12 protein-coding genes, 7 tRNA genes and 1 rRNA gene are annotated in these 14,521 nt (G+C 43.7%); 19 read left to right on the top strand and 1 reads right to left on the bottom strand.

What is annotated here, in order from left to right:
- The 19 genes from B5G11_RS11820 to B5G11_RS11730 all read left to right on the top strand — a co-directional run.
- Positions 1-88, top strand: a 23S ribosomal RNA gene (locus B5G11_RS11820); the annotation flags it as partial.
- Between the two features lie 79 nt (positions 89-167).
- Positions 168-241: transfer RNA gene (locus B5G11_RS11815), tRNA-Asp, on the top strand.
- Positions 242-245: 4 nt separating this feature from the next.
- Positions 246-318: transfer RNA gene (locus B5G11_RS11810), tRNA-Val, on the top strand.
- Between the two features lie 44 nt (positions 319-362).
- A tRNA-Thr gene (locus tag B5G11_RS11805) sits at positions 363-435 on the top strand.
- Between the two features lie 22 nt (positions 436-457).
- Positions 458-539, top strand: a tRNA-Tyr gene (locus tag B5G11_RS11800).
- Between the two features lie 51 nt (positions 540-590).
- Positions 591-664, top strand: a tRNA-Met gene (locus tag B5G11_RS11795).
- A gap of 29 nt (positions 665-693) precedes the next feature.
- Positions 694-766, top strand: a tRNA-Phe gene (locus B5G11_RS11790).
- A 16-nt stretch (positions 767-782) separates the two neighbouring features.
- Positions 783-855: transfer RNA gene (locus tag B5G11_RS11785), tRNA-Lys, on the top strand.
- Positions 856-1,041: 186 nt separating this feature from the next.
- Complete coding sequence (locus B5G11_RS11780) at positions 1,042-1,584, top strand: hypothetical protein (protein ID WP_087253941.1); 543 nt, start codon at positions 1,042-1,044, stop codon at positions 1,582-1,584.
- Positions 1,585-1,657: 73 nt separating this feature from the next.
- Positions 1,658-3,064, top strand: a complete 1,407-nt coding sequence (locus B5G11_RS11775; protein WP_330677536.1) for an aminotransferase class I/II-fold pyridoxal phosphate-dependent enzyme — start codon at positions 1,658-1,660, stop codon at positions 3,062-3,064.
- Positions 3,057-3,641 (top strand): guanylate kinase, encoded by a 585-nt coding sequence (locus B5G11_RS11770; protein WP_087169564.1) that lies wholly within the window; start codon positions 3,057-3,059, stop codon positions 3,639-3,641. Before B5G11_RS11775 ends, B5G11_RS11770 begins: the two co-directional genes overlap by 8 nt.
- Positions 3,642-3,705: 64 nt before the next feature.
- A complete protein-coding gene (gene holB, locus B5G11_RS11765) occupies positions 3,706-4,695 on the top strand; it encodes a DNA polymerase III subunit delta' (protein WP_087169565.1) in 990 nt (329 codons plus the stop codon).
- Positions 4,696-4,698: 3 nt separating this feature from the next.
- Entirely contained in the window at positions 4,699-5,610 is a 912-nt protein-coding gene (locus B5G11_RS11760; protein WP_087169566.1) for a stage 0 sporulation family protein, read from the top strand.
- Positions 5,603-6,355: a tRNA1(Val) (adenine(37)-N6)-methyltransferase gene (locus tag B5G11_RS11755; RefSeq protein ID WP_087253935.1), complete on the top strand. Its 753-nt coding sequence runs from the start codon at positions 5,603-5,605 to the stop codon at positions 6,353-6,355. Before B5G11_RS11760 ends, B5G11_RS11755 begins: the two co-directional genes overlap by 8 nt.
- Positions 6,356-6,365: 10 nt before the next feature.
- A complete protein-coding gene (gene rsmI, locus B5G11_RS11750; RefSeq protein ID WP_087253932.1) occupies positions 6,366-7,214 on the top strand; it encodes a 16S rRNA (cytidine(1402)-2'-O)-methyltransferase in 849 nt (282 codons plus the stop codon).
- A 141-nt stretch (positions 7,215-7,355) separates the two neighbouring features.
- A complete protein-coding gene (ugpC, locus tag B5G11_RS11745; protein WP_087169569.1) occupies positions 7,356-8,468 on the top strand; it encodes a sn-glycerol-3-phosphate ABC transporter ATP-binding protein UgpC in 1,113 nt (370 codons plus the stop codon).
- A 324-nt stretch (positions 8,469-8,792) separates the two neighbouring features.
- Positions 8,793-11,399 carry a calcium-translocating P-type ATPase, PMCA-type gene (locus B5G11_RS11740; RefSeq protein WP_087253929.1) on the top strand — a complete coding sequence of 869 codons (2,607 nt, stop codon included), beginning with the start codon at positions 8,793-8,795 and terminating at the stop codon, positions 11,397-11,399.
- Positions 11,400-11,432: 33 nt separating this feature from the next.
- Positions 11,433-12,584: an AI-2E family transporter gene (locus B5G11_RS11735; RefSeq protein WP_343215508.1), complete on the top strand. Its 1,152-nt coding sequence runs from the start codon at positions 11,433-11,435 to the stop codon at positions 12,582-12,584.
- A gap of 47 nt (positions 12,585-12,631) precedes the next feature.
- The gene (locus tag B5G11_RS11730; protein ID WP_087169572.1) at positions 12,632-13,219 is read left to right on the top strand and encodes a nucleoside recognition domain-containing protein; all 588 of its coding nucleotides are present in this window, start codon (positions 12,632-12,634) and stop codon (positions 13,217-13,219) included.
- 15 nt (positions 13,220-13,234) lie between these two features.
- Here B5G11_RS11730 and B5G11_RS11725 read toward each other — a convergent pair whose 3' ends face one another.
- The gene (locus B5G11_RS11725; RefSeq protein ID WP_158099276.1) at positions 13,235-14,275 is read right to left on the bottom strand and encodes a sensor histidine kinase; all 1,041 of its coding nucleotides are present in this window, start codon (positions 14,273-14,275) and stop codon (positions 13,235-13,237) included.
- Positions 14,276-14,521 lie beyond the last annotated feature (246 nt).

The following is a 14,521-nucleotide window of genomic DNA, read 5'->3' as shown; positions in this document are numbered from 1 at the left end:
CTTGAAGACGACGAGGTAGATAGGGCAGAGGTGGAAGTGCAGTAATGCATGGAGCTGACTGTTACTAATAGGTCGAGGGCATAACCAAGGAATGGTGGATAGGAAAAAGCAGGATGACAAAGAAGTGGACTTATATGTGGTTTTGAAGGTACATGGAAGTATCAAATGGCCCGGTGGCTCAGTTGGTTAGAGCGCCGCCCTGTCACGGCGGAGGTCGTGGGTTCGAGTCCCATCCGGGTCGTTTTGGGATCTTAGCTCAGCTGGGAGAGCATCTGCCTTACAAGCAGAGGGTCATAGGTTCGAGCCCTATAGGTCCCATTGCCAATCTGGCATTTTGCCAACGTGGCATTTAAATTAAAAACGCCAACGTGGCTCAATTGGCAGAGCAGCTGATTTGTAATCAGCAGGTTATCGGTTCGAGTCCGATCGTTGGCTCTACCAGGTTAATTGGTATTCTGGATGGATTCCCGAGTGGCCAAAGGGGGCAGACTGTAAATCTGTTAGCAACGCTTTCGGTGGTTCGAATCCACCTCCATCCACTTGCATATTTCATAGGAAATGTGCTATAATATATAATAACTTCATAATAACGCGGGGTGGAGCAGTCTGGAAGCTCGTCGGGCTCATAACCCGAAGGTCGTAGGTTCAAATCCTGCCCCCGCAATTTTTTTTGTCCTTTTTTATTGAGGATAGGCCCAGATAGCTCAGTTGGTAGAGCAGAGGACTGAAAATCCTCGTGTCGCTGGTTCGATTCCGGCTTTGGGCATTGAAATTATATTTATGGAGCATTAGCTCAGTCGGTAGAGCACTTGACTTTTAATCAAGTTGTCCGGGGTTCGAATCCCCGATGCTTCACTGAAACAGACCTCATATGAGTAATAACTCATATGGGGTTTTTGTATTGCAGAATTTTCTGAAAGCCAGGATATGAAAGTGGGTTCTATTATAAAATATGTAAGATTTTAGTGAAAAAACTGAAATAAGTTTGACATGGAGGTCTTCTGACGATAAACTGAAATTAGGAAAAGAAGGAGAGAGAATATGAGGAGAATCTACGGTAAGATAAGGGCTGCGCTGATGATTGCCTGTTTCTTTGCCATAATTGCTGCAGGTGGATGTTCAGGCGGCGAAGAGACGGATCAGAGTATCATATCAGAAAATGTTTATAAGTTGGGGACTCAGGAAGTACAGATAGATTTGCCTGGAGATTTTGAGTGTACAGATCAGAGTGACGATAGTGTTGTACTGTCCGGAGATGTTGGAGAAGTCAGAATTGAATATAAAGAAGAAGGTGTATCCTCGGAGCAGTTTCCAAAAACAGAGCAGGAGTGTGCAGCCTTGTATGAAGAGATTATCGGAAATATGTCTTACCAGATTGAAGAGTTTCGCTCCTATGAAAGTGAAGGACTTTATTATGCTACGATTAGATATGATCTTGAAAATGAAATAAAATATCTGATTGCATCCGGAAACTTTGGAATGGAGTATGGATGTCAGATTTCAGCGGTTTTGAATACGGGAAACAGGGAAACTGCAGAGGAAATTCAAAATGCAGTTTATAATGTGAAGGTATTCGCAGAGTAAAAACAGGACCATGAATATGGAATGAAATCAGCTGCCCTTTAAGGAAGGGCAGCATTTTTTACAGGAGGGAATTATGACGTTGTATGAAAAGCTGGATGCATATGGAAAGTCGGATTATTACGCATTTCATATGCCGGGGCATAAGAGAAATGTAAACTTTATGGAGGAAAATCTTCCTTTTGGGATCGATATTACGGAGATAGAAGGATTTGATGATCTGCATCACTGTGAAGGAATTCTAAAGGATGCGCAGACGCGGGCGGCCTCTGTCTACGGGGCAGAAGAGACCCATTTTCTTGTAAATGGAAGTACGGTCGGCATTTTGAGTGCGCTGGCGGGGTGTACAAGAAGAGGAGATGAGGTGCTGATCGCGAGAAACTGCCACAAATCGGTTTATCATGCGGTGGAAATCTTCGGGATGAAGCCGGTCTATATTTATCCGAAAAAGCAGGAGAATGAGGAAGCAGTACTAAGCGGCTGTATTGATGCGGCAGATGTGGAGCAGATTTTGGAACAGAGGAGAGAGATCCGCGCGGTAATGATTGTTTCTCCCTCTTACGATGGTGTAGTTTCTGATATAAAAAAAATTGCCGGAATCGTACACAAATACGGGATTCCGCTGATTGTGGATGAAGCACACGGCGCACATTTTGGATTTCATGACTATTTTCCGGAAAATGCGAATAGACTAGGAGCAGATATTGTAATACACAGTGTACACAAGACGCTGCCTTCCCTGACACAGACGGCGTTGCTTCATATGAACGGATCAATAGTGGATCGTAAAAGAGTGGAGCGGTATCTTCACATACTGCAGTCAAGCAGTCCATCGTACGTTCTGATGGCCGGGATTGATGCATGCATCCATATGCTGGAGACAAGGAAGGACGAGGTTTTCGGTAATTATGCAGAAAATCTGGACAGCCTGCGGGAAAAGCTCCGGAAAATGACACATTTGAAATTGTGTGAATCCACATCGTATGACAGATCCAAAATTGTTATCTCTACAGAGGGGACGGACTGGTCAAGCAGAGAGCTTTCCGAAAAGCTTTTCCATACCTTCCATCTTCAGATGGAGATGACAGCAGGAAATTATATTCTTGCAATGACGTCTGTGGCGGATACAAAAGAAGGATTTGATCGTCTGGAGAAAGCGCTTCTTGAGATTGACAAACAGGTTAAAACCTGTCAGGATAGTAAAAAGATACGGACGGAAATTCCGAAAGCTGAGCAGGCCAGAATCCCGTGCTGGCGGGATGAGGTCAGCGAAGAAGAGAAAGAAAAAGTACGCTTTGAAGAGTGCGCAGGCAGGATTTCGCTTGACTTCGCATACCTGTATCCGCCGGGATGTCCGATCGTTGTTCCGGGAGAAAGAATTTCTGCCCGGGCGGCAGAGCTGCTCTGCCAGTACCGGGATATGGGATTTACTATTGAAGGAACAGAAGAGGAAAACAGAATAGGAGTGTGGATAAATGGGTAAGATTTTCTATCTGATGGGGAAAAGTTCCTCCGGAAAAGACACGATTTTTAAGGAACTGAAAAAGAGAATGCCATTTCTTCATACCGTGACGATTTATACGACAAGACCGATGCGTGAAAACGAACGGGACGGGGAGGAGTACTTTTTTGTAGATGATAAAGTTCTGGATGCGTTTCAGAAAGAAAACAGGGTGATTGAACTGCGGGAATACCATACTGTTCACGGCATCTGGAAGTATTTCACGGCTGATGACGGAAAAATCCGGCTGGAGGATCAGGATTATCTGATGATCGGAACGCTGGAATCCTTTGAAAAGATGTGCGGTTATTTCGGGAAAGGGCAGATTGTACCCGTCTACGTGGAAGTGGAAGACGGAGAACGTCTTTTCAGGGCACTTTCAAGAGAGCGGATGCAGGAGAAGCCGAAATATGCGGAAATGTGCAGGAGATTTCTGGCAGATACAGAAGATTTCTCCGAGGAAAACCTCAGCAGATGCGGCATACAGAGGCGGTTTCAAAATATAGTACTGGAAGACTGCCTCAATGAAATAATGCTATATATTCAGAAATGTTTGTGATATAATTATATTGGATTAAATTTACCAGAATCGGGGATTGACATAGAAAAAGAAGGTGAAAATAATGACGGGATTTAAAGATGTTGTCGGGCGTAAGGATTTAGTATCTTATATTCAGAAAGCTATTACGCAGAACCAGATTTCCCACGCCTATATTTTAAATGGAGAGCGCGGATCAGGAAAAAAGATGTTTGCACAGCTGTTTGCGATGACGCTTCAATGTGAACGGGGCGGAGCAGAGCCGTGTAATGAGTGTCATTCCTGCCGTCAGGCTCTATCTGGAAATCATCCGGATATTATCAGGGTGGTTCACGAAAAGCCGAATACGATCAGCGTGGATGAGGTACGTGTACAGATTAATAATGATATTATGATCCGGCCTTACAATGGAAAATATAAGATCTATATTGTGCCGGATGCGGACATGATGACGCCTCAGGCACAGAATGCGTTGTTGAAAACCATAGAGGAGCCGCCGGAGTATGCGGTGATTTTCCTTCTTACAGAAAATGCGGACAGCCTTCTGCCTACGATCTTATCACGGTGTGTCATTTTAAAGATCAAGAATGTAAAGGATGCGCTGATTAAAAAATATCTGATGGAGCAGATGGAGATACCGGATTATAAGGCGGACGTCTGCACTGCTTTTGCCCAGGGAAATATGGGAAGAGCGATCATGCTCGCGACCTCAGAGCATTTTAATGAGATCAAAGAAGAGACGCTCCAGATGATGAAATACATCAAGGACATGGAGCTTCCGGAGCTTTTGAAGGCGCTGAAAAGCCTCTCCTCGTACAAGATAGAGGTAGATGATATCCTGGATCTGATCAGTGTATGGTATCGGGACGTGCTGCTTTACAAGGCGACGAAAGATATCAACGGAGTGATATTCTCAGATCAGATGAAGTACATCAAAGAGAGGGCAAATACAAGCTCCTATGAAGGGATCGAGACGATTCTCAAGGCACTTGAGACAGCCAAGGTAAGACTGAAAGCAAATGTAAATTTCGATCTGGTGATGGAGCTTCTGCTACTGACTATAAAGGAGAACTAAGATATGACAAGAATTATAGGAGTTCGATTCCGTCCGGCAGGGAAGGTTTATTACTTTGCTCCTGGAAAATTCCATATAAAAAAAGGTCAGCAGGTAATCGTTGAAACGGCTAGAGGAATCGAATTTGGAAATGTAGTGATCGGACCGAAAGAGGTGGAAGACGATCAGATTACACAGCCTTTAAAGTCTGTCATCCGCCTTGCGACGAATGAGGACCGGAGAATAGAAGAGCGAAACAGGGAAAAAGAAAAAGAAGCATTTCAGATCTGTCTGGAAAAAATCAGAAAGCATAAGCTTGAGATGAAGCTGATTGATGCAGAGTATACGTTTGACAATAATAAAGTGCTTTTCTACTTTACAGCAGATGGAAGAATTGACTTCAGAGAACTTGTAAAGGATCTGGCAGCGGTTTTCAGGACAAGGATTGAGCTGAGACAGATCGGAGTGCGTGATGAGACGAAGATCCGTGGAGGAATCGGAATCTGCGGAAGAGAGCTTTGCTGCCATACATATCTGTCGGAATTTGCTCCGGTATCGATCAAGATGGCAAAGGAGCAGAATCTTTCCCTTAATCCGACAAAGATTTCCGGAGTATGCGGAAGACTGATGTGCTGCCTTACAAACGAGCAGGAGACTTACGAAAAGCTGAACAGCAGACTTCCGTCTACAGGAGATACGGTAACGACTCCGGAAGGATTAAAAGGAGAAGTACAGAGCTTAAGCGTTCTGCGCCAGCTTGTCAAAGTCATTGTAACACTGGAGAATGATGAAAAGGAAATCCGGGAATACAAGGCTTCGGATCTGAGATTCAGACCAAGAAGAAAGAAGAGCGACATGAAATTGTCCAAAGAAGAAATGAAGGAACTTGCGGCACTTGAGAAAAATGAAGGAGCGTCGAAACTGGACAATGTGTAAGTTAAAAGAAGGCGAGAGACTGGACGATCTTCAGACACGTGGATATGAGATCATCCAACATCCGGGGAAATTCTGCTTTGGAATGGACGCGGTCCTTTTAGCCAGTTTTGCAAAAGTCAAGAAAGGTGAATGTGCTCTTGATATCGGAACCGGAACAGGCATTATTCCGATTCTGATGACAGTCAAGACTGACGGAGAAGACTTTACAGGGCTGGAGATCCAGGAGGAGAGTGCTGACATGGCAAGAAGAAGCGTAAAGCACAATCATCTGGAAGATAAAATCACTATAAAGACAGGCGATATCAAAGAAGCGGCAGACTATTTTAAAGCTGCTTCTTTTGACGTCATTACCACCAATCCGCCGTATATGATCGGGCAGCACGGGATTACAAACATAAACAGCGCGAAGACGATTGCCCGGCATGAGGTGCTCTGCACTCTGGATGACATTCTGCGCGAGAGCGCAAGACTTCTGAAATTCCACGGCAGATTTTATATGGTGCACCGGCCATTCCGGCTGGTGGAGATTTTCACCAAAATGGCGGCTTACGGCATTGAACCGAAGCGGATGCGCCTGGTTCATCCTTATGTGGACAAGGAGCCGAATATGGTTCTGATAGAGGGGAGCAATAAAGGAAAATCCAGAATTCAGATAGAGCCGCCTTTGATTGTCTACGAAAAAGATGGAAGCTATACAAGGGATCTTCTTCTCAACTACGGGATGGGAAGAGCAGGAGAAGAATAAAGGAGAAACCATGTCAGGAATATTATATTTGTGCGCTACTCCAATCGGAAATCTGGAGGATATGACGTTCCGGGTGATACGGACATTAAAAGAAGTGGATCTGATTGCAGCGGAAGATACGAGAAACAGTATTAAGCTCCTGAATCATTTTGAGATCCATACCCCTATGACGAGTTATCATGAATATAACAAGATCGAAAAGGGTCGAAAACTGGTGGAAAAGCTGCAGGAAGGAATGAATATCGCCCTGATTACAGATGCAGGGACACCGGGAATTTCGGATCCGGGAGAAGAGCTTGTAAAAATGTGCCGGGAGGAAGGAATTACTGTGACGTCTCTTCCGGGAGCGTGCGCGTGTATCACGGCTCTTACGATATCCGGCATGCCGACCAGAAGATTCGCGTTTGAGGCGTTCCTGCCGCAGGATAAGAAGGAGCGGCAGCAGATTCTTTCGGAGATGAAGGAGGAGACAAGGACGATCATCCTCTATGAAGCGCCTCACAGACTTGTAAAGACAATCAAAGAACTTGCGGAAACTCTCGGAGGGGACAGGAAAATCACGATATGCAGGGAACTCACGAAAAAACATGAAACTGCTTATATGGATACGCTCGACGGGGCATGCCGTTTTTATGAGGAGAATCCTCCGAAAGGCGAATGTGTGCTTGTTCTGGAAGGAAAAAGCCGCGAAGAGATGGAGGAAGCAAAAAAGGCCAGATGGCTTGCGCTTTCTGTAGAGGAGCATCTTCAGATCTATCTGGATCAGGGAATCGAAAAGAAGGAAGCGATGAAGCGGACGGCAAAAGACAGAGGAGTCAGTAAGCGTGATATTTATCAGAAACTTATCCGGAAAAACTGACAAAATATGTCAAAAAAGTGTTGGTCACCTTGTACAGAATCCTAAAAAATGTTTGTGCAATCATGCACTAGCGTTTTTTGGGATTTTTTTTTATACTAAATACATCGAAAAAAACGGTTTAAGATTTAGGAGGAAGCACCAATGGCAAGTTTATCATTGAGACATATCAATAAAGTTTATCCAAACGGCTTTGAAGCTGTAAAAGATTTCAACCTTGAAATCGAAGATAAAGAATTCATCATTTTCGTAGGACCTTCAGGATGTGGTAAATCTACTACACTTCGTATGGTTGCAGGTCTGGAAGAAATTTCTTCAGGAGAATTAAGAATCGGCGATAAAGTTGTAAACGATGTTGAGCCGAAAGACAGAGATATCGCGATGGTATTCCAGAACTACGCTCTGTATCCGCATATGACAGTTTACGATAACATGGCATTCGGACTGAAATTAAGAAAAGTTCCGAAACCGGAAATCGACAAAATGGTTCGTGAAGCAGCTAAGATCCTTGACCTTGAAAAACTGCTTGATCGTAAACCGAAGGCTCTTTCCGGTGGACAGAGACAGCGTGTTGCTATGGGACGTGCGATCGTTCGTAATCCTAAGGTATTCCTTATGGACGAACCTCTTTCCAACCTGGATGCAAAATTAAGAGGACAGATGCGTATCGAGATCTCCAAACTTCATCAGAGACTTGGTACTACAATCATCTATGTAACACATGACCAGACAGAGGCTATGACACTTGGTACAAGAATCGTAGTTATGAACGCTGGTGTTGTTCAGCAGGTAGATACTCCAAGAAAACTGTATGATGAACCATGCAACCTGTTTGTAGCTGGATTCATCGGATCTCCTCAGATGAACTTCCTTGATGCACAGTGTGAAGTTTCAGGAGACAAGGTTCTGTTAAATGTAGGACCTGCAAAGATCGAACTTCCTCCTGCAAAAGCTAAGAAACTCATCGATGGAGGATACGCAGGAAAGACAGTTGTACTTGGTATTCGTCCGGAAGACGTACATGATGAGCCAATGTTCATCGCATCTTCTCCGAATACAGTAATCGAAGCTACAATCCGTGTATACGAAATGCTTGGTGCAGAAGTTTACTTACACTTCGATTACGAAGGAGCAAACATGACAGCTCGTGTTGATCCAAGAACAACAGCAAGAAACGGAGATACAGTTAAATTCGCATTCGATGCTGAAAAGATCCACGTATTCGACAAAGAAACAGAAATGACAATTACAAACTAATCTGTTTTGAAAATAAGATTTCAGAGCGGCTGCCGTACAGATTTTGTGCGGCAGCCGTTTTTTCAAATTTGAAAAGAATAGTGGTTGACATTTCAAACAAAAATAGGTATATTATTAATTAATAAAAGGGAGTAACTGGCGCTTGGAAAGAGCGTTACAGGTTCGTCAGTACGGCAGATTATCTGCCCGGATCGAGTATGAAACAGTGAGACTTTTATTGCATGAGCGAAATGCAGTAAAAGTCTCTTTTTTTATACTTTATTTTTCTGCATGAATCGCGAAAGAAAAAATGGTACACCCTATAAGAAAGTAAGGAGGAAGAAAATGAAACAGTATTATCAGATGGGGTCTGATGAAACCAGGATGGACATCAACGGCTCACTGGAATCACTCTCCAGTGAGAAAGCCCGGGAAAATCAGAAAAAATATGGCCCAAATGAGCTACAGGAAGAGAAAAAGAAAAGTGTTGGAATGATCTTTCTGGAACAGTACAAGGATTTCCTTGTAATTATTCTGATTATCTCTGCAATTATTTCGGGATTTCTGGGTGACGCGGAGAGTGCGATCGTTATTCTGATCGTTATCACGATTAATGCAATCCTTGGAACAGTACAGACTGTCAAAGCAGAAAAGTCTCTGAACAGTCTGAAAAAGCTTTCCGGACCGGAAGCAAAGGTAGAGCGTGACGGGATTGTGACACAGATTCCGTCCAGAGAAGTAACAGTAGGAGATATCGTCATTCTGGAAGCAGGTGATCAGGTTCCGGCAGACGGAAGAATTATTGAGCAGGCAAGTCTGAAGATTGATGAAAGTGCACTGACAGGAGAAAGTATTCCTGTTGAGAAAAGTGAGGATACGATAGAAAAGGAAGTACCTCTTGGAGACAGAGTTAACATGGCATTCTCAGGAAGCTTTGTCACATACGGAAGAGGAAAATATGTTGTGACCGGAATCGGTATGGAAACGGAAGTCGGTAAGATTGCATCTTTGTTAAAGACGACATCAGAAAAGAAAACTCCTCTTCAGGTAAACCTGGATCAGTTCGGACAGAAGCTGTCCATCCTCATTCTGATTCTCTGTGCGATTTTGATGGGAATCAATGTATGGAGAGGAGAATCTTTTGGTGACGCATTTATGTTTGCGGTAGCACTTGCGGTAGCAGCAATCCCGGAGGCATTAAGCTCTATCGTGACGATCGTACTTTCTTTCGGTACTCAGAAAATGGCAAGGGAACATGCGATTATCAGAAAGCTGCAGGCTGTAGAAGGTCTGGGAAGCGTATCGGTTATTTGTTCTGATAAGACAGGAACACTGACACAGAACAAGATGACAGTAGAGGATTATTACGTTGCAGGACGAAGGATGGCAAAAAGTGAAGTATCCCGGGAAGATGCGGACACGAAAAAGCTGATGTTTGCAAGTATTCTCTGTAATGACGCAAAGAATGTCAATGGTGAGGAGATTGGGGATCCTACGGAGACAGCGCTTGTCACATTCGCGGGAAACTGCGGCATGGACGTGGAAAAAACCCGTGAAATATATGCAAGAATCTCTGAAGTTCCTTTTGACAGTGACAGAAAGCTCATGTCCACAGTACATGAAACAGAAGAAGGAACCATCATGCTTGTCAAAGGTGCGGTAGATGTCCTTTCACAGAGAATGGAACAGATCCGCAAAAACGGCGAGGAAAAGCCGATGACGGATAAAGACCGGGAAGACATCGCTGAAATGAACCAGGAATTTTCCAGACAGGGGCTTCGTGTTCTTGGATTTGCATATAAGAAACTGGAAGGCAAGAAGGGAATTACAGCCGAAGATGAAGATCATCTGACATTCCTTGGACTGATCTCGATGATGGACCCGCCGCGTGAAGAGTCAAAAGATGCGGTAGCAGAATGTATCCGCGCAGGAATTAAACCTGTTATGATTACAGGTGACCATAAAGTAACGGCAGCAGCTATTGCAAAGAGAATCGGAATTCTCAAAGAAGAGTCCGAGGCATGTGAGGGTGCGGATATAGAAACTATGTCCGATGAAGAACTGAAAAACTTTGTAGAACATATTTCTGTTTATGCCCGTGTTTCACCGGAACACAAGATCCGGATCGTAAAAGCATGGCAGGAAAAAGGAAACATCGTTTCCATGACCGGTGACGGTGTCAATGATGCACCTGCTCTGAAACAGGCAGATGTCGGAGTGGCAATGGGAATCACAGGAACCGAGGTGGCAAAAGATGCAGCCTCCATGGTACTGACAGATGATAACTTTGCAACAATTGTCAAGGCAGTAGAAAACGGAAGAAATGTATACCGGAACATCAAGAGTTCCATTCAGTTCCTGTTGTCAGGAAACTTCGGAGCAATCCTTGCCGTTCTGTATGCGTCTATCGCAGGACTTCCGGTTCCGTTTGCACCGGTACATCTGTTGTTCATCAACCTGTTGACAGACAGTCTTCCGGCGATCGCTCTTGGACTGGAGCCTCACAGAAAAGATGTTATGGATGAGAAACCGAGAAAGAAAGACGAGTCGATTCTTACAAAAGACTTCCTTCTTAAGATTGTGACAGAAGGTCTTTCCATCGGTGTCATGACCATGATCGCGTTTATGATTGGATATACAAGCGAAGGCGCTCTTCTCGGAAGCACAATGGCATTCGGAACACTCTGTCTGTCCAGGCTGTTCCACGGATACAACTGTAAAGCCGACAAACCGGTTCTGTTTAAGAGAGGTTTCTTCAATAATATCTACCTTCAGGGAGCATTCCTGATCGGGTTTGTCCTGATTACAGCCGTATTGACAATACCGGCACTGGAAGGTATATTTAGTGTAACTTCATTAAGCATAACACAGCTTTTGACGGTTTATGGACTTGCAATTTTAAATATTCCGGTTATTCAGTGTATCAAAGCAATCCGTTTCGGAATAAAATAAAGGGGACGTTATATGGAATTAAACAACGAGAATATGAAAAAAATAAGACACCTGATCGTTTTTACAGCACTTATTATTCTGTGCTTCTGGAAATATGAGATGGTGATTCAGGCAGTAAAATTTGTGATCAGTGTGCTGTTTCCTTTCATTCTCGGTGGTGCGATTGCATTTGTGTTTAATGTACCGATGCATTTTATTGAGAATCGGCTGATTCAGGAAAAGTGGAAAGAGAAATATAAAGCCGTGCGGAAGCTTGCAAGACCTGTCAGCCTGATTCTTACGATTATCTTTGTGATTGGCATTGTGGGAGGCGTTCTCTTCGGAGTCCTCCCGCAGCTGACCGGAACGATCGCAAAACTTGGCGCCAGCATCCAGGCGTTCATTCCGAAAGTGCAGGAATGGGCGGATAACTGGTTCCACAACAATAAAGAAGTGATGGCCTATTTCAATCAGCTGGAGTTTAACTGGCAGAAGGTGATCGAGGTTGCTGTAGACTGGGTATCAAACGGCGCGGGAAACATCGTGGAATCCGGTGTGACGGCGGCAATGAGTATTGTAAGTGGATTTACTACGTTTTTTATCGCGTTTGTATTTGCATGCTATATCCTTCTACAGAAGGAGAAGCTTTCTGTTCAGGCTAAGAAAGTGCTGTTTGCATTCGTGGAGAAAGGAAAGGCAGAAGCGGTCATTGAGGTCTGCTCGCTGACATACCGCACTTTTTCCAACTTCCTGACTGGACAGTGTGTGGAAGCAGTGATTCTTGGAACCATGTTTGTCATTGCAATGAGTATTTTCAAGATGCCGTACGCATGGCTGATCGGTATCCTGATTGCCTTTACGGCACTGATTCCGATTTTCGGAGCATTTATCGGATGCGCAATCGGAGCATTTCTGATCTTTATGATCGACCCGATTCAGGCATTCTGGTTTATTGTTCTCTTCCTTGTATTGCAGCAGATTGAAGGAAACCTGATCTATCCTCATGTAGTAGGAAATTCCGTGGGCCTGCCTTCGATCTGGGTACTGGCAGCAGTCAGTATCGGCGGAAGCCTGATGGGAATTGTCGGAATGTTGATTTTTATTCCGATTGTTTCTGTCCTTTATGCCCTGTTCAGGGAGGTTGTTTACCTGAAACTGAAGAAAAACAATATTAAAATGAAAGATATTCAGCAGAGCGGAAAATAATCTGCCGGATTCCCACATATACTGTGAAAAAAGAAGTGTGGGAATCGATGCTGAATTATTTATGGGCGGGGATGATTCTGATCGGAATCATCTTCGCTGCGTTTACAGGGAAAATACCGGACATTACAGATGCGGCGCTTGACTCTGCCGGGGAAGCTGTGACACTTTGCATTACCATGATGGGCGTGATGGCCTTCTGGATGGGGCTGATGGAGATTGCCACAAAGGCCGGCATGATCGAAAAAGGCGCAAAGATTCTGAAACCCTTTGTCCGGTTCCTGTTTCCGGAAGTACCGGGAGGACACAAGGCAGGAGAATACATTACGACGAATATCATCGCCAACTTTCTCGGCCTCGGATGGGCCGCGACACCCGCAGGTCTAAAAGCCATGGAGGAGCTTGGAAAACTGAATCACGGAAGTACATCGGCCAGCAACGCCATGTGTAACTTCCTCATCCTGAATATCTCGTCCCTTCAGCTGATCCCGGTCAACGTGATCGCCTTCCGCAGCCAGTACGGAAGCGTGGAGCCCACGGCGATCGTTGGGGCGGGAATTGTGGCGACGACGATCAGCACGGCAGCAGGAATTGTGTTTTGTAAAGTGATGGATCGGAAAAAGACCCGGAGAGCGTGAGGCTCTCCGGGATTTTTAATTTTCTTCCTTTGAATTCGTTAGTGTAATAACAGTAGAGAAAACATGACTCTGCTCATCGTAGGAAAATTCGTAGTTTCCTTCATATTTTTTCACTACACGGAGAACACTTTTCAGTCCAGTACCGTGAATGCCATTTGGAGATTTTTGCGTTTTTAAACGGCCTTTTGTATCTATGGCCGGTTTCTGAATACACGAATTTTTCACGGAAAGCAGAAGCAGATTATGAGACTTTGAAAAACCAGCATATACTTCGATAAAAGAATCCGGGCAACCGGTGGCAGCTTCTACTGCATTATCAAGCAGGTTACAGAAAAGGGAAATCATGTCGTATTCATCCATAAACGACAAGGCCTGCTTTCGGATATCGATATCCAATGTAATATGGAGATGCTCACATCTTTGCAGATAACGGTTGAAAATTGCGTTCAGGAAGTCATTCTCGCAAACACGCATAGAAACCTTGAGTTGAGAAGAATGAGTAAGTCTTTCTATGTAGTCGCTGATTTTTTGATTTTCATGTTCATTATTCAATAAAGAAATCGCATAAAGGTGTTTCTTGATATCGTGAATCACAAGTTTCTGGGCATCTGTTTGTTCGGCCAGCATCTGATAAAAATGGACCAGATCGGATTCCTTTTGCATTTGTAGATGCATTTGTGTAAACTCCTCGTTTTTCCGCTGGGTGTAGGAGAAGAGGAAGTAGATGAAGATATTGACTATCAAAAGCAAAAGGCTGCTAAAAGCCATTAAGTATCCAAAATGAGAAGGTAATTCAACATAATATCCGATAACCAATAGTGTAGAAGTAACTCCAAAGCATAAAAAAGAAATCAAAATAAATGCGATAGAAATATTAGGTGGGATATTAGAAGACTTTGATTTATATATATGGGACAGGCCATATAATATAAAGAAATATAGTTGTTTGCTTACAACACCTAAAAGTATGACATTTTGCAGGCTGTTATTGGAAGTATATAGGTGCAGTGCAAGCTGATGGAAGGCATTTGAGACTATGAATTCACTTAATCCCATAATGGTAGTTACCATAACTGCATGAAAAAGGGCATAGTACCATCGTAGATTATAAGAAAATAAAATATAAATCCAGTTCATTAAGCAAAAGGCAAAAACATTAAGAAGAACATTTTTTGCAAAGGAGAGTAGGAATAAAATCATATAAAGTAAGAAAAGAACACTCCATTGCTTTGCCGCCGAGCGCCTTGGCACAAATAATGAGTTACAATATTGCTTCAAAATGCAGGCTTCTATACAGTAAAT

Origin of the sequence: Drancourtella sp. An57 (assembly GCF_002161525.1) — a bacterium.
GTDB lineage: Bacteria > Bacillota > Clostridia > Lachnospirales > Lachnospiraceae > Sellimonas > Sellimonas catena.
The sequence above is the reverse complement of the archived record's forward strand: the minus strand, read 5'-3'. Positions and strand labels throughout refer to the sequence as shown.